Below are 19,742 nucleotides of genomic sequence, written 5' to 3' on the forward strand. Positions count from 1 at the left end.
ATTCCGTATCACACTGTGCCCCACCCAATTCAGCGCCAATTGGAGTTTCAGGGCATCACTGTTCCACAGCCTGGAACCCGTGTCATGCTGCCCCGCTCCGACGATCTTTTCGGCTGGCATTGGGCCTGCGAACCCACACCAGGACGACTGCGCCTACCACAGCGCTCGCTCGTACTGGCCGCCATCCGCCTGTCGATATACGAAGGCGCGGACGTTGTTCCGGCCTGAGCACACGCCAAGCGCACTCCACCACGATCGCCGCGAATAACCCGCCAGAGCCGCCGAGATCGATTGCCGTAGAAGCGAACTGATTGCAGCAATCGATAGCTGGCCACACAGACAACCTGGCCGGTCGTGCTGCGCGCACCGATTGCCACCAATGGCGCTGGGGTGTCGTCGACCGTATGGCCGCCTGCCACGCACATGCCGACCACCTGTTGCACTCCGGCGCCGACATCTCCGACGAACGCATACACACCGCATGGCACCGCATGGCCGACGACTGGGCCGATCTGGTCGCCAGAATCCCACCCGGCGAACGCCTACACACCGCCCGCCACAAGGGTCATGAACCCACCACCGAGATCGTGACGGGTGCCACCAATGACCATCGTGATAGTGCTGGGGTTCCGCACCATCGACAGCGAAAGCGCGGGGTAACCGTGGGGTCTTCCCGGAGTGCCCTGTTGCCTACGCAGCGCACCTCATTCGAACGCCATCGCGGTGGCACCGAATATCGGTGACCTGCCGCGAATCGTCGTCCGATGACATCGGGTGGTCACATCGAGCGACAGATTCCGAACTTCGACGACATGTTGCTGCCAGGACGACCCGCCGGCTGTCCTTCTCGCGTAAATGCTGAGACCGGGTTCAGTTGAAGTGTCGAACGAGGAGTCAAGCGTGGATTTCAGTCCTAATGAGGTTCAGCGAGAAGTTATCGAGCTGGCCGCGGATGTACTACGGAAGGAATGCGATCCCGGCCAGGACGATCTGGATCCGTCACTCGGATACGACTCACGGGCTTGGGCCGCCCTGGCCAAGGTCGGATTGCTGGCGATCGCGCTACCGGAAGAACTCGGCGGTGACGGCCTCGGGGTTGGCGAGATTTCAGCCGTGCTGTACGAAATCGCCTCTCGTGGCGCGCGAGTCCCCGCCCTCGCCGCACTCGCGCTGGGCATACTGCCGATCACCGGTCATGGCACCGTCGAACAGCAGGCAGAACTGCTGCCGTCCCTCGCCGCAGGCGACAGCCTGGTGACCGGTGCTCCCAGCGAACTCGGAGAACCGCTCACGCTCACACCACGAACGACGGCCGTCCGCACCGAACACTCCTGGAAGCTACACGGCCACAAAGTCGCGGTACCTTTCGCAGCACAGTCAGTCCGGGTGCTGGTGCCCGCCGACACATCCGAAGGATTGGCGGTGTTCCTGGTCGACCCGGCCGCCGACGGGGTGGAGTTGGTCCTCACACATACCGCAACCGGGCTGCCGGAGTACACAATGCGCCTTTCCGGCGTACGAGTCGATGATTCGGCGGTGCTGGGCAATGATTTCAGCGGCGCGGCCGTGGCAGCTCTCCGCACCTACGCGCTGGCCGGGGCGGTCACGATCGGCGACGGAGCACTGGCCGGAGCGCTCCGTTTGACCACCGAACACGTCAGGCATCGACAGCAATTCGGTAAGCCGTTGGCGACCTTTCAAGCGGTTTCACAGCAGATCGCGGACGTCTATATCGCTTCCCGGACAACACATTTGGCCGCTCTGTCGGGGAATTGGCAGTTGTCTGCCGGCTTGGATTCGGAACAGCATCTCGCCCTCGCAGGATACTGGCTAACAGCAGAAGCGCTGACGGCCGTACGAATCTGCCACCACCTCCACGGTGGTATCGGCGCCGACATCACCTATCCGCTCCACCTGCACTACTCCACACTCAAAGATGCGGTGCGATTTCTCGGCGGATCCGAGCATGCCCTCCAACACCTCGGTATCGATCCGCCCCCGAGTCGGATCCCCGCGGAGTCCTCAACGAGTGAAGGAATGTTCTTCGCGCTCAACGCTTCTCAGCAAGCGTTGCAGGAGGAGTTGCGAACGTACTTTGCCCAACTGATGACCGCTGACGAACGGGCAACGACCACCATCGATCGACACGGCACCGTCTACCGTGAAATCGTCCGCCGGATGGGTCACGACGGCTGGCTCGGCGTCGGCTGGCCGAAGGAATTCGGCGGGCATGGTTTCGGACCGATCGAACAGCACATCTTCGTCAACGAGGCCGCACGCGCCGACGTGCAATTGCCCTCGGTCACGTTGCAGACAGTCGGACCGACCCTGCAAACCTTCGGGACAGACGAGCAGAAGTCGTTCTTCCTACCCAAGATCCTTTGCGGGGAACTCCATTTCGCCATCGGCTACTCCGAACCAGACAACGGCACCGATCTCGCATCCCTGCGCACCATCGCGGTCCGCGAAGGCGACTACTTCGTCGTGAATGGCCAGAAGACCTTCACCACTGGCGGGCACGCCGCCGACTACATCTGGCTCGCTGTGCGCACCGATCCAGATGCACCCAAGCACAAGGGCATTTCGATCCTCATCGTCGACACCCGCGATCCGGGATTCAGTTGGACGCCGATCATCACCTGCGACGGTGCACACCATGTCGATGCCACCTACTACTCAGATGTCCGCGTTCCGGCGAATATGCTGGTCGGAGTGGAGAATCAAGGTTGGCGACTGATCACCGCCCAGCTCAACCACGAACGCGTGATGCTCGGCCCCTCCGGTCGGATCGGCGGACTGTACGACCACGTATACACCTGGGCCGCCGCACACGACCTGCTCGATGCCACGGACGTGCGATCCGCATTGATCGAGACTCGTGCGACCGAGGGCATCAACGAACTGCTCAACTGGCAGGTCGCGGCCGCCGAATCCAGCGCCCAGGTCGACATCGCCGACGCCTCGGCCACAAAGGTATTCGGATCGGAGCGGATTCAGCGGCTGTACGAACGACTGGAACAGGTCGTGGGCCGCCACGGCGACCTCGCCGAGCCCGCCACCGCGGAATTGGCAGCCTGGCTCGATATTCAGGCGAAGCGCAATCTGGTTTTGACCTTCGGCGGTGGTGTCAACGAGATCCAGCGCGAATTGATCGCTGCGAACGGACTCGGCCTGCCGCGGGTGCCGCGATGAGCGGGATCACCCCACACTCCGGAGAACGTCGTTGCGGGCGAGAGCTCTGGTCGACCTCATGGAGTGCGACAGCCTCGTCGTCGCGGTCGAGAGTGGTTCACACCAGACTGCCCTGTCAGGTCCGCTGGAGGCACTGTCCCGAGTGGAGACGATTGTCCGCGAGGCCGGTCTGTCCGGTAGCCGAATCCCCTCTCCATACCCGTTCCACAGCCCCTGCTCGCATCCGTCGCCGAAGACTTCCGTCAGCGACTGGAGACCAACACCAACCTTTCTCGATGCACGCTGCGGCGCGCGGTGTTCTCACCGATTCTCGGACGGCTCTATAACGACGATGACGAGGTGGCCGACCTTCTAGCCAGCCATCTCGTACTCCCGGTGCGATTCGGCGCCGCACTGCGACACCTGCACGGCACCGGAGTGGAGGTGTTCGTCGAATGTGCTGCCCGGAGTGCACTTTCGGGAATCGACGGCAAGGTATTGCGGGGAGCGAGCACACTACCCACCGTGATCCGTGGTCGCTCTCCGGTTGAATCCATTCAATCCGTCATAAATCGGATCTCAACAACGGCTCGACACCAAGGAAGCTCACACTTCGCCGCTAGCTCGCACGGCTAGAAGCGGATCGGGCGATAGTCCGCGGTGGGGCGATATCAGGCCCAGTTCGGTTGCACGGGCTCCGATTTGGAATCTCGTTGTGACACCGAGCCTGGTCATGATGTCGGCGACGTATCGCCGATAGGTACGCAGGGATACGCCTAATCTGCGGGCTGCGGCTTCGTCCTTGAGGCCGAGGTCGAGTGCTCGCAGCACCGTCAAGGTCGTTTCGTCGAATTCCCTGCGGCAGAGGCTCAAATAAGTCGAGAACGCAGGCGCCGAGTCCCAGGTGCTGGTGGCGAGTTGGTGAATGACTCGAAGCAGGCCAGGGTCGGCGATCATGAACCCGTACGGTCGCTGTCCACCCGCGCCGCCCCAGATTGCCCCGGCCCGTCTATCGATGATGACCATATTGTGAAAGTCAGCGTTGGTCACCTTGATCTGCGCTTGTAGCGCGACCTGCGGCCCGAGCAACTTGTCGTCACGTCGTGTTTCGGCGAAGTGGGGCGAGTACAGCAGCCTGAACTGTTTGCCCTTCGCCAGGTGGTCCGAGATCAGCTGGGTACCAGTCAGATACCGCGGTTGCATGCGTAGGGGGCTGGACACCGCGAGCACCGCTTCCTTGCGCACCCGCTGCAGCATCTGCGAAAGATTGTGCTCCCAATCGCCATCTGGACGAAACCGAACGATATCGCCTGTTCGACCGCGATCTCCGCCGCGATGCTCGGCTATCGCACGGTCGAGCAGTCTGCGCGACTCGGCTAGGAGCCCGCCTACATCGTTGACGCTCTCCGCTGCCTGTTCACGCGCCGCCCATACCGGCTCGAGTATGTCGTGTTCGATCATCGCCCACCCCTGGGATCAGTCTTGCCCGAGTACAGATTGCCGGATCCTTCGGTCCCATGCCAGTGCGGAGCCGGATTCTGTGAATCGAGTGGCTTACGGCCACTCAGCCGTTCCGGGCGCACCAACTGGTGATCGGGATTCACTGTCAACGTGTCGAAGCATAGAAGCATCGTGGCGTAATTATATACGCGCACAAGAAAATTCAATTTCGCCACCCGAGATGCGGCAGGATCCGCGCCGCTCACTTCCAGTTGCCGTTGGCATGTCGATGCCAAATCCGTGACACCTTCCTGCGCGCGCGAACCCTTCACCTCGAGTGAAACGCGTTCTAGTTTCACTGTAGTGGCATCTCCGCTGCGCTCGATGGTGGCGGACCGCGGGGCACGTCGACGGAGGAGATCGAAAGACCTATGCACATCAGTTTCACCGATGATCAGGAACGCTTGCGCAAGCAGCTGCGTGCGTATTTCGCCGAGCTCATGACTCCCGAGGTGCGAGAAGCCCTGGCCGGGCCTGGCGGCGAGTACGGCGACGCGAGCATGTTCAAGGAGGTCGTCCGGAGGCTGGGCCACGACGGGTGGCTGGTCCTGGGCTGGCCGGAGGAGTTCGGCGGCCAGAACCGGCCGATGATCGATCAGCTGATCTTCACCGACGAGGCTGCCTTCGCAGGCGTTCCGGTACCGTTCCTGACGGTGAACACGGTCGGCCCGACGATCATGCGTTTCGGTACCGATGAGCAGAAGGCGTTCTTCCTGCCGAAAATCGCCAAGGGCGAGTTGCACTTCTCCATCGGCTATTCCGAGCCGGAAGCCGGGACCGATCTGGCATCGCTGCGGACGCGGGCGGTGGGCGACGGTGACGATTACGTCATCAATGGCGAGAAGGCCTGGACCAGCCTGATCGAATACGCCGACTACATCTGGCTGGCCGCACGCACCGACCCGGAGGCGAGCAGGCATCGCGGGGTGTCCATCCTGATCGTGCCGACCGCGGCGGAGGGGTTCTCGTGGAGCAAGATCCACACCATGGCGGGGCCCGGCACGAGCGCGACCTTCTACGACAACGTGCGGGTGCCCGCGGCCAATGTCTTCGGCGAATTGAACGGCGGCTGGCCGTTGATCACCAATCAGCTCAATCAAGAACGCGTGGCGCTGACTTCGGCCGCGCCACTTCAGGAGTCATTGCGACAGGTCTGGGAATGGGCGGAGCACACCACGCGCGCGGACGGTACGCGGGTGATCGACGCCGAGTGGGTGCAGATCCATCTCGCGCGGGTACACGCCCACGTCGAGTACCTCAAGCTGCGTAACTGGCGTATCGCCTGGGCGGCCGATTCCGGCGATCTCAAGCCCGCAGATGCCTCGGCCACCAAGGTGTTCGGCACCGAATTGGCGACCGAGGCATACCGATTGCTCATGGAGGTGCTGGGCTCCGCAGCGGTCATACGGAGAAACTCCCCGCGGGCGTTACTCCAGGGCCGGATCGAACGTTTCCATCGTTCGTCGCTGATTCTGACCTTCGGCGGCGGTACGAACGAGGTCCAACGCGACATCATCGCCAAGACCGCACTGGATCTGCCCGTAACCCGCTGATCTACCCGAGGAAATCGATACCCATGGACTTCACCTTCTCCGAAGCGCAGCACGATCTTTCGGGTCTGGCCCGCGACCTGTTCACCGATTGGACCGATAAGAACAACCCCGGCGGCACCGGTTTCGACTCGGCGCTGTGGCAGGCGACGGCCCAGGTCGGCCTGCTCGATGCGGCACTGCCCGAACCCGTCGGAGGCGGTTTCGGTCTGCTCGAACAGTGCGGCGTGCTCATCGAGATCGGCCGAACGGTTGCCCCGGTCCCCTACCTGACCAGCATCGCGGTCGCGGCCAGCACCATCGCTCGCTTCGGCGACGAGGCCCAGGTGCGACGCTGGGTCGAACCGGTCGCCAGCGGCGCCGCCACCCTCGCACCGGCACTGGCAACCGAGGATGACGCGTTCGCGGCCGAGCGAACCGCGAACGGCTGGCGGGTCAACGGATCCCAAAGCGCGGTTCCCGCCGGCGCTTTCGCGGACGCGTTCCTGGTCGAGGCGATCACCGCGGACGGCTCGATACTGCTGATCATCGACCGCGCGACCGAGGGCGTCCACGTCAGTACCCAACATGTCGTCGATGGCACGGACGCCGCGCTGCTCGAACTGGACGGCATCGAGATCGACAACGCGGGCGTGCTGGGCACCCCGGGCGACCGCAGTGCGGCCTGGGCGCACCGCCGCGCCACCGTGGCCGCTTGCGCCTACCAGCTCGGCGTGGTCGAACGCTCGCTGGAGCTGACGAGCGAATACGCTAGGGCACGAAAGCAATTCGACAAGCCCATTGGATCGTTCCAGGCCGTGCGTCAGCGCCTGGCCGACGCGTATGTCGACGTCGAAGCGGTTCGCCTGACGCTGTGGCAGGCCGCGTGGCGTGAATCCGAGGATCTCCCCGCGGACGCGGAAATCGCCACCGCCAAGTTCTGGGCCTCGGAAGCCGGTCATCGCGTCGCCCACACCACGATCCATATCCACGCCAGTATCGGGATCTTTCTGGAGTACCCTGTACATCGGTACTTCGTGGCCGCCAAGCGCACCGAATTCGCCCGCGGCGGAGCCACCTCGCAGCTGCGCAAACTCGCCGGTGCGCTGTCCGGCGCGACGAAACCCTGAACAGTATGGGAAACGTCAGCGCCTACGCCGCCGACTCGGCAACCGACCACTCAGGACCGTCACCGAACGGCGCGATCCGGGGCCACTCGATGTCGTGATCGACATCGAGTACTGCGGTATCTGCCATTCCGATATCCATATCGTCCGCGGCGATTGGGGTCCGCGAACCTATCCACTGTGCCCGGGGCATGAGATCGCGGAGATCGTGAGCGCGAGCGGCACGGCGGTCACCAAACATCGGGTTGGTGATCGGGTAGGCGTCGGCTGCGTCCTGGATTCGTGCCGCACCTGCGCCAATTGCCGCAAGGGCGCCGAACAGTATTGCCTGGCCGGCCACACCGCCACGTACGGTTCCATCGGCGCGGACGAGCGGATCACTCAGGGCGGCTATTCGAGTCGAATGGTCGTGACCGAGGACTTCGTGCTGAAGATCCCCGACAGCATCGCCATCGACGAAAAGCTTGCCACCCTTGAACAGGCCGCCAAACTACTCGCCGACGCAGCCAAGGGCATCGTCACGCCACTGACCGAACACAACGACGCGCTGTCGACCATGCGCGAGGACATCGGCAAACAGGTCGCTGCCGCCGCGGTCGAGATCGGCGCAGCCATCGTGATGACTGCGGTCATCGTCGGCGTCGCGGCCTTTCTGACCGCCGGCGTCGGTGCGGTCGCCGCCGGTGCGGGCGGGACTGCGGTCACCATCGAGATCGTGGAATCCACGGCGGTGATCATCAAGAACACCGTCACGGTGAGCCGCATGGTCACCGCCGTCGGCGCGGTCATCACCATCGGGGTGGCCAGCGGTGGCTTCACCGCCATCCCCGATCTCACCCAAGCTGGACTGAGCGCAGCGGTGGGTGCGATCGCGGGCATGGCGGTATACATCGCGGCCGACGAAGCAGCCGATGACGAACCAGTCTGGGATAGCACGGAGGAACGGACACGGAATCCCGCGCAGGATAAGATCCTGACAGACAAAGACATTATGGAACTGAAATCTCGCGGTCATGACCCACATGACGTAAAACCGGACCCGCCGTCGCGATACGATCTCTACAAAGACGGAAAGGGAAACGTGTACATTAAGCCAAAAGGCGGCAAAGGCCCAGGCGACCCGACGGGAATAAGATTGCAATGACAGTTAAGGAGCTTGTCGAAGTAGCTGTCTCTCTACGATTTACCGGCGCATTCGACCCAAACGAGGTGACCACGACACTCGGCCTCGCGCCGTCCGATCAATGGCGCTCCGGACAGCAGGGAGCCGCACCCAAACTACGTAGGAGTTCCGATGGCTGGGTTCTCCGACTAGCGGCCGGCGTCGGACAGGTTGACGAGAAGATAGACCAGGCTATAGGGCAACTCGCACAGGTCAGCGAGCAGCTACGGTACGTTCTCTCCGACCAGGAGATATCAGGCTGCCTGACCGTTGCGGTCGATGCTCCTATGAACTGCTGGCCTGCAGTCACCTTGTCGCCTGCGACGCTCGCATTCCTAGCGCCCTCTGGACTTTCGCTCGATATCGATGTCATCTAGGAGCATTTGATGATTGATGAGCAAGACGACCGAACTCCGGTAATTCGCATTGAATTAATCGGAATTGACGAAGATAATGCAAATGAGGCGCATTACTATCGGATCGACAGGACCTGGAGCCTGGAGGACGCGGTCGATTCGTTCCTCGATGAATTGAGCGCTGCCGGGTCGGTGACGACATACAGCGACTCAGGCGGCGAAATTCTGGTCGAAGCCGAGTTAGCAGACAGAAGCTTTCCTTCTATGCACTTCGATCGCCAGCTTCTGTACCGCCTTGCCTCAACCGGAATGCCGCTGCAGATCAAAACCGGGCCGCGCACAACAGCATAGGCTCCGTGAATGCATTCGTAGAATTACCTTGACGAGCGAACATGCAATCGATAGCCAGCGGTCTCGGCTTCAACCCACCGGTACAATCTGCGGTTCAGATGTGTTGCTGCAATAGAGAAATTATCTTCTGACCTCAAATTCAGGATCCTCACCGCAATTCTATTCGAATGAGGGCGGAGACATCGACATGCCAGATCCAACATGAGGCTGCCCTCTGGCTGATCGAACATGCAAGTGCAGGAAAGACAATTCCGCTTCGTGGTCACATCGTCATACGGGCTGCGCAAACGACTCGACGAGGACCCCGACATGGTGCCGGACAGCCGGTCGGCCACTGGGGCGGGAGGACGATCTGGCGGCTGGCAGACAGTGCCGAGCTGCTGGTGGGCTGGCGGATCGCCGACGCCGCACGCGCCACCTGCGCCTCACGCAGAGCAGTTGGATCGATCATCGTGCACACATCACGTACGGCGAACACGGGCACAGCACTGCTGGGTGCTGTGGTCGTCTCCGTGGCCTGCGCGGGCTGGGGAGCGTTCGTGCGTGGTTGCTCACCATGTTTGACGATGCCGAGTTCGACATGTTCGCTGTTGTCGAGGGGCTGGCCTGCCGGGATGGACTGGGAGACAACAACCCAATTGCCGCGTGTCCAGATGTTACGGTCGGCGCCGGTGGCGTCGCCGGTCTTCACCCTCAGGTCGACCTCGTCGAGAATCAGTTCGGCTTCCCGAAGTTCCATCCCGATCACCTCAGGCATCGGAGTGTCAGGGGAACGCGGCCGTGCGGTCAGTTCGGCCACAGCGGTAGGCCCGATGATCAGCAGAAACGAAGCCAGGGCCGCGCCGACGACACCGATAGTCTGGCGCTGGCTGCGCGGGGCGCGCCGATAGGCACCGTGGCCTCGGGGTCGTGTGGCGTTGGCGGTGGCCACGCTCAGATAGATGATCGGGATCAACGCCAGCCCGAGATACAGCGAGGTTCCCGACCAACCGACTTCCCCGAGGGGAGAGGCGATCACGCCCAAGAGGAAGAACGCCAGGAAGTCGTAGGCAGCCCATCGCTCCCACGCAGGCAGAACAGCACGGGCGCCGCTCACGCGGCGGATCTGAAGGACGAACCTGCTCACACCCGGACGCTACGCGCCACGATCGGGAACAGCGCAGACACTGAGCCGCGACCTTGGCCATCGTCTCGACCCGTTGCACCGCCTTCCGGAGCGCCGGTACTGGCCCGCTTCGCGCCGAACTGCGTGCCAGTCGATCACCTCACCGACCCCGTCGACTGATGTCGGTGCTAGTCGAGGACATCGCGGAGCCCTTCGGATGCGGATCTGGACTTTTCTCCTGGCGGGACGCTCATCATCAGGTTTCCTGGAGGCGGACGAGTCACTGATCGGGCCAACCGAACAGGGTGCCCGATGTACATTCCGCAAGTCCCACAACGCACTCCCTCGAGAAGTCCGTACCAAAGCCCTCAAGGGCCACGAAGTACAGCGCCTTCGCTGCTACCACCCGCGGCAGCTTCGCCAACTCCTGCAGATTGGGCGAACCCAGCAGCCGGACGAGGTTTACGGGCCATGCCCAGACGTAGCCCGACGAGGACTCCGAACCCGAGCCGCTACGTGTCGATAAAGTTCGCCGCCGAACGAGCCGGCGTCAGCGCAGACACCATCCGCCGGATGATCGCCGACGGCTCGCTTCCCGCATACCGGTTCCGCGGCCAGATACGAGTCGCAATCGAAGACATCGACGCCGCCATGCGGCCTATCAACTGACCACGCCATTCCATGACGAGCATCACAGTCACGGCTCTGGTCAGTCCAGCTCCGAACCCCCGTACGGGGTCTCCGCGACCCAATTCCGGGTCGATATTCAACGAAACGGCAGCCCGTCGCCGTTAGGGCTCTGACCTGCCGTTTTTCTGTGGTCCCAGCTGGTTTCAAGCCAGCAGACCCCACGACGGCTTGCGGCCAGCACGTCGAGGCGGCTCACCGACGCCTGACGCAGGATTCCGAGAACAGATCCGCATAGCAATCGAAGACATCAACGCAGCGATGTAGCAGATCCGACGGACTATGTTGGGACACACTGCATTTCGTCACTCAGTCGCGCTGAGCCGCGCCGTTCGTCGGCTGAAGTTGCCCAGCATCGACACACCACTAGGAGTGGGCAGTCGGCAGCTATTGTGACGGGCACCACACATCACCGGTCCCGTCAAGCGCTCTCAGGGACCCGCACGTCAGCGTCTAAACCCCGACGCTATTGCACGTATATTGCACGGCCATCGCCATAACGGCCCTGACCTGCACTTTCTGGTGGTCCCAGCTGGTTTCGAACCGGCAGACATCAGGAGCTCGCAACCAGCTCCCACCTCGAAAAACCGGCATTTACCAGGAAATTTACCCTCCATCGCGATCACGCAGATGTACGCACCGATAGGCAACATTGGGCTGCACTATTGCACGTATATTGCACGGCGCGCGGCGCCAACCGGAAACACGAGAGAGCCCCACAAGCAAAGCCTTCATAGCACCAGTGGATGACTCCTGCGGGTGCCCTCCTTCAACTCGCCCGCCACCACTGAGCTGCCTCTACCCGGAGCAGGGAAGAGTCGACGACCAGGGGCAACAGAGCCCAGACGAAATTGCGCGTGACCGCACCCATCCTTGACGCGAGAACCTCGACCGACACGGCACTTTCGAGGTAAGCCACACCGTCAGCGATGCAGCCGGGTTGTGCCCTCGACAACAGTCGACCGTCCCTCCGACGCCGGTCGAAGCGCCCACATTACACCGCTGACTTGTGAGGGACATGGTGAGAGCCGATGACATGCAGGTTGCATCTGTCACCGGACAGAACGCGCGGTCAGCGGCAGTGACTTACCAGTCGAGGAATTGCCATGCTGATCACCCGAAGGTCCGGTGGATCATGGCGGCAACCGCCGAGGGACAGTCGGGACGCCGGGCCAAGCCCATACTGCGCGTCCCCGCAGTCCCAACTTCGATGTTCTTCATGCACTTGCCGATCGCGCCCTTGTTGGCCGCCGAGGTCAGCTCCCAGATCTCTTCGAGCTGTGTTAGGAACTGTGCGTCGATACGTGCGAGCCTGGTGAGAAGGTCTGCCAGGGGTCGTTCCGAACGTCCAGCGATCTCACCTACGTCGATGGTGACAAGGTCATCCAGGACCAGCTTGTGAACCTCAGCGAGAGGCATGTGCGGTATCGCGAGGGCTGTCAGCGACAGCTTGTAGATCCCGTAGATTGCCGGGAGGTGCCGCCGACGTTGTTGTGGAACCGAGGCCGGAAGCAAGTCGAGAACGTTACTACGCAACGAACGAACAACTCTGACAGCGAGGGCCGGCTCGAGCGGGCTCGATCTGCTGATGTCGGCGAGTAGCGTGACCAATGCTCTCGCCGCCTGCGGGTCGTCGCCACGTGGCAGTGAATCCTGCAGCAGATCAGCGGCTGCCTCCGCAGATCGCGCCGTCCAGGCGATCTGATCCGCGACTGTGTGCAGTACCTCTGCGATCGTTTGCTTGGTGTTCTGATAGGGCGAGTCGAGCAGGCCGAAGAGCCAGATTCCGAGGTGTTCGTCGAGCGCGGTGGCAGGAGCGGCATTCACGGCGAAGGCCACCGCCGTCGCGGCACTCGAGGCGACTCGAGCGCTGGGATCAGCAATGTGTGTCCGGATTCGTTGACGTTCTGGGCTCGAAGTCAGACAGGTCAGCCCGTCCAATCGAGCACGCCGACACCGGTTTGGAATATCGGAGCCGCCGCACATCGCGCGCAGCCTGTCCGCATAGACCGAGAGCGTGGCGGGGCTCGCGGCCAGTGTATTCAGGAAGGTGTCGACCGAGCTGCCAATCACCGTCGCGTTGCCGACCTGCGCACAGTATTCCGCGAGCGCGGCGATGCGTTCATCCAGCAACCGATGATGCGTTCCGGCCGCTTTGATCGTCGCCGGCCATACGGTTCGGGGAACGATAGAGATCCAGCTGAGAAGCTGGGCAATCACTTGCTGCCGCTCATATTCCGAAGGCAGCAGATCAGCTGTGTGAGTGACGATCTCGCACGCGACGCCGATCGCAGTGGTTGTCAGCTCGGCGGGCAGGTCCAGCACCGTCCGGATGGCCGAATCGCGGTGATCGTCGGCGATGAACTTGGCGATGTTGATGTAGCGGTCGCTGATGTCGTCATCGACAATTCCGCGCGTTGCCACCTCAAGCACTGCCTCGGCGGTCTCCTGGTCTCGGCACAGATCGGCAACCACGCGAATCTGACATGATTCCCACCTCGTGAGCATCCTGGATTCCAGAATGTCGCGCCAGGTCGACCAGCCCATCCGCTGCCGAAACCCGGAGTCCGGCCATGCCCGTAGCAGGACTGCCGTGAGATCGTCGACGCTACGTTCGGGACAGGGAAATTCCCGTGCCGCCAGCAGAAGCTGACGGTCTCGCCCAGAATCTAGCCGCCCGGCCGCGACAGCACGAATGATCTCGCGCTGTGTCGCGGGAAGCAGAGATCGGTAGCGCAGCACCAGCTCGTCTGCGATCTGATCGGTCGCCGCTTCTTGCAAGACATCGCCTACGAAACGCCGCATCACCGACGCTGTTGCCGCTTCGGTCATGACGGCACCACAAGAGATGATCGCGTCGAGCATGTCGCCGATCGCCGCGGCCCGCTGTTCAGCGATGCGGAATTGCCGTTGCAATTCGCCTGCCGCGACCACCACCGGTGAGAGCGACTTTTCGTTGCCGCGCTGTCTGCTGTCCCCATCCGCCATCGACTTCTCAAGGGCGCCTACACATTCGATCAACACCTGCATGGCCGTGCGGAGGCACTCCTGCGGGGCGAGAGTCAGGACCGAGGCGTTCGACACGAGCAGTTCGAGTGAGATGTCGCGGATGCCTTCGGCGACTGCGGTGACATCATTGATCGACCTACGGTTGAATGCACCGAGTAGTTGTAGTTTCCCGCCTTCCACCTCGCTCAGCGGAATCGCCGCGCAGACTTGCGCATAGCGCTCATCGTCCATGTCGAGCATGACCAGGTGTCGAGCAATCGGCCAGTACGCGGGGACTTTCGAATTCTGCAACCCCGATCTCAACTTGGCGAAGTCCGGCTGGTCACCCACCCGACGTAGACGGCGAGCGACCGCGTACTCGCCAAACGTCTGGTGGAAGAATCCGAACCGTCCACCGAGCGGAATGACCACGGCCTCGCTCAACAGCAGGTTCATCGCTTCATCGTCGACCACAGAGTCACCGGTGACCGACAGGGCAAAGCGAGCGATGCTCTCATTCCAGATCTCACCCGCGAGGGAGTCGGCGGCGCTATCCTGCCGACGCGCGAGCAGACTGCGTGGTCCCAGCCCCCGTCGGTCGCTGGCGATGCACTTGTCCCAGTATCGTTCGTACAGCTCGGTCACGCTGAGGTCCTCGGGGATTCCCCCATCGCCGATGTAGACCTCACAGGCCATCGCGAGTCGCAGCGGGGTATTGCACACCTCCCGAACCCGAGGCGAACTGTCCGCCCCTACCAAGCTGTCGATGAACGATTCCGCAACTCCTGCCGCAAGATCGGTTTTCGTTGCGGCGTAGGCGCGCGCCCACGCCTCGATGTGCGCGGCTTCCAGCAAAGGCATGCGGTACTGCGACTCGTTGATCCCGGGGATTGCCCGCAAATAGGTGTGCCATTCGAGATCACGGCACGACCACACCACTCGACGAGAGTCGGCGAGCTCACGCAAGACAGCACCGACAGCGTCGGCATTGTCGTCACGGACGATGAGATCGATCGTATCGATGAGGATGTACGTGGAGGCTGTCGCGTCCAGCCGTGTGAGCAGTTCACTCAGGGGCGGCGCGTCACGTCGGTCGACGGCAACGGCCCCGAGCGCCAGGTCGATCTGTGCCACGGAGTCCAGCGGCGTTGAGGCAGGAATCCTGTTGCACGGCAGCAGGATCACCCCGCTGTCATTGCCCAGGGCGTTGATCTCGTCGCAGATCTGCCCGAGAAGGACACTCTTGCCGAGGCCACCGTCGCCGATCAGCACCAGCGGGGTCGGAATATCCTGGACAAGCTGGTGGAATTTGCCAGTAAGATCGGCCAAACGGTCAATGTTGGGCAGCACTTCCGGCGCGAGACTTGGGCGAGCAGCCGACGAAGTATCTCGTACGCGGGCGAGTAGTTCGTTCGGTGGCGCAGGGCCCTCGGTAGCGCTGAGTCCGTCACGAATACCGGAGACGAATCGCAGGACGCGGCCATACATAGGGGCGCTGCGACCAGCCGGTTTGCCGATGTCGATGTGGTTGGCGTCGATGGGGATCGGCCTCACGAGCGGGATCCCCGGATTCGCCGAGGCCTCATCGACGACCCGCACCGTCTTGGTCGCTAGCGTTTCGTAGAACACCAGGTTGTCGATCCCGGAGTCCGTCGCCCAGTCCCGATACCTGTCATTGAGATGACGTAGGTACGGATCGTTGCGAGTCAGCGCCTTTGCAGCCGCGCTCCGACGATACGGCAGCACACGCAGCGCGTTCGCCACCGCGGCTCCCGTGTGCGGGGTCGACAGAAACACCACTCCTTCGGCGGCGGTGGCGAACTCGGCGAACTCGGTCCGGCTCTCGGCGGCGTGCAGGAGAATCTCCTTGACCAGCAATCCGCCCATGCTGTGGGTGATGAAACACAGCCCGCGCTCACCGAGGCGGTGGTTCTGCATCTGCACCATCAGGTTGACGGCGCGGTCTTGTATCGCCATACCGCGCCCGCGTCGCCATTTGGTCGATCCGGCGTTGTAGTTGATCGACCACACAGAGATGTCGTCGACGTCTCGGGCCAGCCAGTTCGGCCAGAACGATTCGGCACCGTCGCGTTGCCAGGTGGTCCGGCCGTTGCCATCCAAGCCGTGGATGAAGACCACGTCGAGAACGGGATGCTCGGCGGTGTGCACCGCGAACAGATCCGTCATCTCCGACCTCCGCAGTGCGCCGAAACCCAGAAACTGACCCCTCATCCGCGGCTCCCTCCCAGGCGTACGCAGATCAAACATTCCCGCGCGTTCGACCGTACCAGCGTCGCGCTAGTGGGTGTGGACAGAACCGAGCAGACTGAACCGTCACGGATTTGGGGCCGACTTGTCTTCTTGAGGAAGTCGGTCACCGTCATGCCGAAGTGCTATCCCCCGAGGTTCGTGAGAAGGCCGTTCGGTTGGTCTTGGAGCGCCTCGATGAGTTCAAGCCCCCGTATGCCGCCGCAGGGCGATCAGCCCGCTGGTCGATGTGCATACGAGACGTTGCGGGTGCGGGTGATGAAGGCCATGGCCGAAGGGTCTCGGCCGGGCAAGGAGTCGGCGGGTGGACTGGCTGCGGCGGAGCGTGAGGAGCTGGCCAAGCTCCGCAAGGAAGTACGAGACCTTGAGTAGGCCAACGAGATTCTGAAGTCGGCGTCGGCTTTCTTCGCGCGGGAACTCGACCCGCGACACCGTTGATCATCGGTTTCATCGACGAATACCGTCAGGCCTGTGGCGTCGAGTCGATCTGTGGTGCGCTCTCGGCGTACCGAATCCAGTTCGCGCCAGAGACTTACCGCAAAGCACGCCGCAGACCTACATCGCCGGCGATATCACCTCGCCGCGGCCACCAGGTGGCCTCCTGCACCGTCGATCGGATCATGCGCGATCCGGGACGGCTATACCCCGACCTCGTCATCGGCCCAGTACGGCACCCGTGGGCAATCGTCGATAGCAGACAAGCGTCTGGTCAGCCCGTCGGTGTCGCAGGGAAGACCTGTTCCAGATCAACGCCTACCCTGGGCATCTACAACCAGCGCCCCTCCCGCTGGGCATGCTGGCCTACGTCGATTTCCCCGGTCAAACCGCTAACTCGCGAGCAGAAAGATTCGGCCCGTGGACTACCACCATCGGCCACCCGGTCAGATTTCATCGCTTGCCGGTCACTGAAGACGACTGCGTTGCAGCACTTCACCAGATGGTTCGGCGTCCATCTCACCATGCGCCGCGCTGACAAATCTCGCTGCGAAGCCTTTTCGACAGCGGCAAGTTCCTTAAGCCTTGTCGGGAACGATGTCGCAGGATGAGCAGCGATCCTGTTCAGCGACGAGACCGCTGATCTGAGTGCCACTTGTAAGTCGCGGCCAGATTGCACGGAAGTCCCTACGACCGTGCTAGGCGCTCGCAGTGATGGCAGGCTTGCTGATGTCCGGCGCTTGCTGCTCCGCGCCGCAGGCCGGAGACAGACGGCTTCGATCCCCGCCCGGTCAAGGAGCGGATGGCGCAACTGTGGGACCGGACCACACCGACCAAGCGAACGCGAACGCCGACGATACCGCTTCGGACGGACGGACTTGCTCGCCACTGGCAGCGTCGATGGCACGGTGTGGTTGCAGGACCCGCTTTCCTATCGCGTCGTTGACCTTGCGGTCGTCAGTGCCGCAGTCAGCACGCTTCGGTAATCGAGTCAACCGCAGCCGCTTCTAGTCGGCAACCTGCGTACCCTTGCCCGCGTTCTGACTGCTTGCTGCTGGGTTGCGGTGCGTTGGTTCAAATGAACTTGTGGCAGCGGGTTTTCGGCTAAGTTATGCGGATTCCGCACAGCGTTTTGCTTGCTTGTCCATCGTTTTGGGCGCTCATCTGGGCCTCCGAGCCCGGTACAGCCGGAGGTGAAGCACGAGCGGGGTCGCCTGTCCACACGATCGGATATTGCGCTGTCTTGAAAGGAATCCAGATGTCATTGGTGTATCGAGCTCTCTGGCAGGACGATCGAGCCGACCTCTGTTCGCAGGCGCTGGCAGACATGCGGTTGTGGGTGGGGGAGAAGTTCGACGGTGAGATCGAGGTTCCCGATTCCGGTGCTGCCGATGCCAGGGTGAACATGGGCGGGAAGATTCGTGCGGTCGATGTGCTTGTCGAGTCAGCCGCAGCTGAGGACGGGACATTGACCGCTCTCCGTACCGCTCTCGCTGAAACCGGGGCGGATGGGGTCCGGTGGAAGACCACGCTGCGGGTTTGGCAGGACATCGCCGCCGAAATCGGTTTCGCCTGGGTCGATCTGTCGGTCGTAGGCGATGGACTGAACCTGCAAAACCTTGCCCCTGCCGCACCTCGGCTCGTCCGTAACATGCTGACCGCCGCGCGGAACCCCCGGTGGAACACCCACCCGGTGTGGACGACACCGAAAGCGTTTTCCGGCGAAACCGGAGGCGAGCAACTGGCCGAGCTGATCACCGATTTCGATCGGACGCTGCCGGTTGTGGTGTTCACACGCGACGAAGCACGCTACGAAGTCTACGGTGACCTCGACCGCTACACCTTCGATGATCTTGTGTCGCGGGCTGCCAACGAAGTCGCGGGGGTGGCGAATGTCGCCGTCCTGGATCGGCTCGGTGCTCGCGTGTTCACCAGCGCTGTCGGTGACAGCTACGGGGTGTGGGATGGCGCGTTCCGCGTCTATAACGGCAATCTCGATCCCGCTGCCCCTGATGACGGTTGGCGGCACCGCTATGTCACAGCCGATCGCTACATGGGCCGTTTGCCCTCCGCCGCACGGATCGTCTCCCGCCTGCTCAGCTCCGTCTCACCCACCCGCCGCCCGCCGGATTCCTTCTTCGCCGCCAAGAAGTTGCTCGACGATGCGCGCGCTGGTAAGCGCGACATGGCGGAGTTCACCGAGTACGCCGACGCCGAGATAAATCGGCGAGCAGCCCAGATCGTCGAGCTACGTCAACGTGTCAGCGAACTCGAGGTCGAGCGACTGGGATTCGAGGACGATCAAACCGAACTGCTCGACGAACTCGAAGCGGTGACAGCCCGCAACCTGCAACTACTGCAGCTCGTCGACCACTACGGGCAACAGCTGAAGATCGCCTCGATCACGGCAACCCCGTTCGACGGAGCGGAATCGGTATCAGCCACTCCGCAAACCGCGGCCGATCCGAGCGACGCTGTCGCCAAGGCGCGCGCTCATCTGGCGGACCGCCTGGTCATTCCCGATGATGCTCTGGTGGAGTTGGACAAGCTCGACTTCTCGGTCAATAGCGTCAGCTGGGGACGTCAAGCGTGGCGAGGGATGCGTGCTCTACATGCCTATGCCACTGCCGTGGCGTCTGAAGAGGCTGCCACCAGCTTCTGGTTCTGGTGCAAGGACTCCCAGCACCCCCTGGTTTGGCCAGCGACCCCGAAACGCCTGTCCATGATCGAATCCGACACCGTGCGCAACCACAGGAAGATGCGCTCTCAGCGCATGCTGCCGGTCGACCACGAGGTCGACCCCTCCGGAAGGATCTTCATGGAAGCCCATCTCAAGATCGCTGAAGGCGGAGGAGACCTCGCGCCCCGCATCTACTTTTACATCGACACCGAACGAGCAAAAGTGCACATAGGTTACTTCGGGCCTCACTCCAATATGAAGAACACCAAATCCTGAACCGCGTCATGACTTCGATGTGCGTGGCGGCGAGAACGTCTGCGCCGACGTGCTCGCCGAAGCGAACCTGGGCGCCGGCGTCCACTCGGTGGTGGCGCAGAGCTTTT

At 62.5% G+C, this 19,742-nt stretch carries 12 protein-coding genes, 2 pseudogenes and 1 other annotated feature; of the genes and pseudogenes, 11 read left to right on the plus strand and 3 right to left on the minus strand.

The annotated features are described in order from the left end of the window. The 3 genes and pseudogenes from NS1_RS41395 to NS1_RS42310 form a co-directional block, all read left to right on the plus strand. Nucleotides 1-228 (plus strand): annotated as a pseudogene (locus tag NS1_RS41395) (hypothetical protein); the annotation flags it as partial. A 627-nt stretch (nt 229-855) separates the two neighbouring features. Continuing rightward, nucleotides 856-1,950, plus strand: a pseudogene (locus tag NS1_RS42305) (acyl-CoA dehydrogenase family protein); the annotation flags it as partial. Between the two features lie 87 nt (nt 1,951-2,037). Beyond that, nucleotides 2,038-3,192: an acyl-CoA dehydrogenase family protein gene (locus tag NS1_RS42310; protein ID WP_307620435.1), complete on the plus strand. Its 1,155-nt coding sequence runs from the start codon at nt 2,038-2,040 to the stop codon at nt 3,190-3,192. A gap of 585 nt (nt 3,193-3,777) precedes the next feature. Here the strand turns inward: NS1_RS42310 and NS1_RS34820 are convergent. Further along, nucleotides 3,778-4,428: a helix-turn-helix transcriptional regulator gene (locus NS1_RS34820; protein WP_157125558.1), complete on the minus strand. Its 651-nt coding sequence runs from the start codon at nt 4,426-4,428 to the stop codon at nt 3,778-3,780. Nucleotides 4,429-5,042: 614 nt separating this feature from the next. Here NS1_RS34820 and NS1_RS34825 point away from each other — a divergent pair. The 5 genes from NS1_RS34825 (at nt 5,043) to NS1_RS34840 (ending at nt 9,196) form a co-directional block, all read left to right on the plus strand. Further along, entirely contained in the window at nt 5,043-6,224 is a 1,182-nt protein-coding gene (locus NS1_RS34825) for an acyl-CoA dehydrogenase family protein (protein ID WP_062991463.1), read from the plus strand. 23 nt (nt 6,225-6,247) lie between these two features. Continuing rightward, nucleotides 6,248-7,330 carry an acyl-CoA dehydrogenase family protein gene (locus tag NS1_RS34830; RefSeq protein ID WP_062991465.1) on the plus strand — a complete coding sequence of 361 codons (1,083 nt, stop codon included), beginning with the start codon at nt 6,248-6,250 and terminating at the stop codon, nt 7,328-7,330. Nucleotides 7,331-7,424: 94 nt separating this feature from the next. Continuing rightward, nucleotides 7,425-8,471 carry an alcohol dehydrogenase catalytic domain-containing protein gene (locus NS1_RS42045; protein ID WP_062991467.1) on the plus strand — a complete coding sequence of 349 codons (1,047 nt, stop codon included), beginning with the start codon at nt 7,425-7,427 and terminating at the stop codon, nt 8,469-8,471. Then, complete coding sequence (locus tag NS1_RS39600; protein ID WP_084504742.1) at nt 8,468-8,866, plus strand: DUF4279 domain-containing protein; 399 nt, start codon at nt 8,468-8,470, stop codon at nt 8,864-8,866. Before NS1_RS42045 ends, NS1_RS39600 begins: the two co-directional genes overlap by 4 nt. A 9-nt stretch (nt 8,867-8,875) precedes the next feature. Continuing rightward, nucleotides 8,876-9,196, plus strand: a complete 321-nt coding sequence (locus NS1_RS34840) for a hypothetical protein (RefSeq protein WP_062991469.1) — start codon at nt 8,876-8,878, stop codon at nt 9,194-9,196. A 262-nt stretch (nt 9,197-9,458) separates the two neighbouring features. Here NS1_RS34840 and NS1_RS40545 read toward each other — a convergent pair whose 3' ends face one another. Continuing rightward, nucleotides 9,459-10,322: a PASTA domain-containing protein gene (locus tag NS1_RS40545; RefSeq protein WP_062991471.1), complete on the minus strand. Its 864-nt coding sequence runs from the start codon at nt 10,320-10,322 to the stop codon at nt 9,459-9,461. Between the two features lie 450 nt (nt 10,323-10,772). On the opposite strand from NS1_RS40545, the gene NS1_RS40550 reads away from it, so the two are divergent. Further along, a complete protein-coding gene (locus tag NS1_RS40550; RefSeq protein ID WP_157125559.1) occupies nt 10,773-10,970 on the plus strand; it encodes an excisionase family DNA-binding protein in 198 nt (65 codons plus the stop codon). A 1,131-nt stretch (nt 10,971-12,101) separates the two neighbouring features. On the opposite strand, the gene NS1_RS34850 is transcribed toward NS1_RS40550, so the two are convergent. After that, on the minus strand, nt 12,102-16,163 hold the full coding sequence (locus tag NS1_RS34850) for an alpha/beta hydrolase (RefSeq protein WP_169812869.1): 4,062 nt from the start codon (nt 16,161-16,163) through the stop codon (nt 12,102-12,104). 258 nt (nt 16,164-16,421) lie between these two features. Between NS1_RS34850 and NS1_RS40555 the strand changes: the two genes are divergently transcribed. Both NS1_RS40555 and NS1_RS34855 read left to right on the plus strand, forming a co-directional pair. Next, nucleotides 16,422-16,616: a hypothetical protein gene (locus NS1_RS40555; RefSeq protein WP_157125561.1), complete on the plus strand. Its 195-nt coding sequence runs from the start codon at nt 16,422-16,424 to the stop codon at nt 16,614-16,616. A gap of 26 nt (nt 16,617-16,642) precedes the next feature. Next, nucleotides 16,643-16,771, plus strand: a sequence feature (AL1L pseudoknot). Nucleotides 16,772-17,790: 1,019 nt separating this feature from the next. Next, nucleotides 17,791-19,635 carry a hypothetical protein gene (locus tag NS1_RS34855; RefSeq protein WP_157125562.1) on the plus strand — a complete coding sequence of 615 codons (1,845 nt, stop codon included), beginning with the start codon at nt 17,791-17,793 and terminating at the stop codon, nt 19,633-19,635. Nucleotides 19,636-19,742: the final 107 nt, after the last annotated feature.

The sequence above is a fragment of the Nocardia salmonicida NBRC 13393 genome, from assembly GCF_001613085.1.
Lineage (GTDB): Bacteria > Actinomycetota > Actinomycetes > Mycobacteriales > Mycobacteriaceae > Nocardia > Nocardia salmonicida.

Bases quoted from the DNA above. Each gene is read 5' to 3' on its own strand.
- NS1_RS42310 (WP_307620435.1), top strand. From the start codon at position 2,038: ATGTTCTTCGCGCTCAACGCTTCTCAGCAAGCGTTGCAGGAGGAGTTG.
- NS1_RS34850 (WP_169812869.1), bottom strand. From the start codon at position 16,163: ATGACGGATCTGTTCGCGGTGCACACCGCCGAGCATCCCGTTCTCGAC.
- NS1_RS34855 (WP_157125562.1), top strand. From the start codon at position 17,791: ATGCGGATTCCGCACAGCGTTTTGCTTGCTTGTCCATCGTTTTGGGCG.
- NS1_RS34825 (WP_062991463.1), top strand. From the start codon at position 5,043: ATGCACATCAGTTTCACCGATGATCAGGAACGCTTGCGCAAGCAGCTG.
- NS1_RS39600 (WP_084504742.1), top strand. From the start codon at position 8,468: ATGACAGTTAAGGAGCTTGTCGAAGTAGCTGTCTCTCTACGATTTACC.
- NS1_RS34830 (WP_062991465.1), top strand. From the start codon at position 6,248: ATGGACTTCACCTTCTCCGAAGCGCAGCACGATCTTTCGGGTCTGGCC.
- NS1_RS40555 (WP_157125561.1), top strand. From the start codon at position 16,422: ATGAGTTCAAGCCCCCGTATGCCGCCGCAGGGCGATCAGCCCGCTGGT.
- NS1_RS34840 (WP_062991469.1), top strand. From the start codon at position 8,876: ATGATTGATGAGCAAGACGACCGAACTCCGGTAATTCGCATTGAATTA.
- NS1_RS40550 (WP_157125559.1), top strand. From the start codon at position 10,773: ATGCCCAGACGTAGCCCGACGAGGACTCCGAACCCGAGCCGCTACGTG.
- NS1_RS34820 (WP_157125558.1), bottom strand. From the start codon at position 4,428: ATGCTGCAGCGGGTGCGCAAGGAAGCGGTGCTCGCGGTGTCCAGCCCC.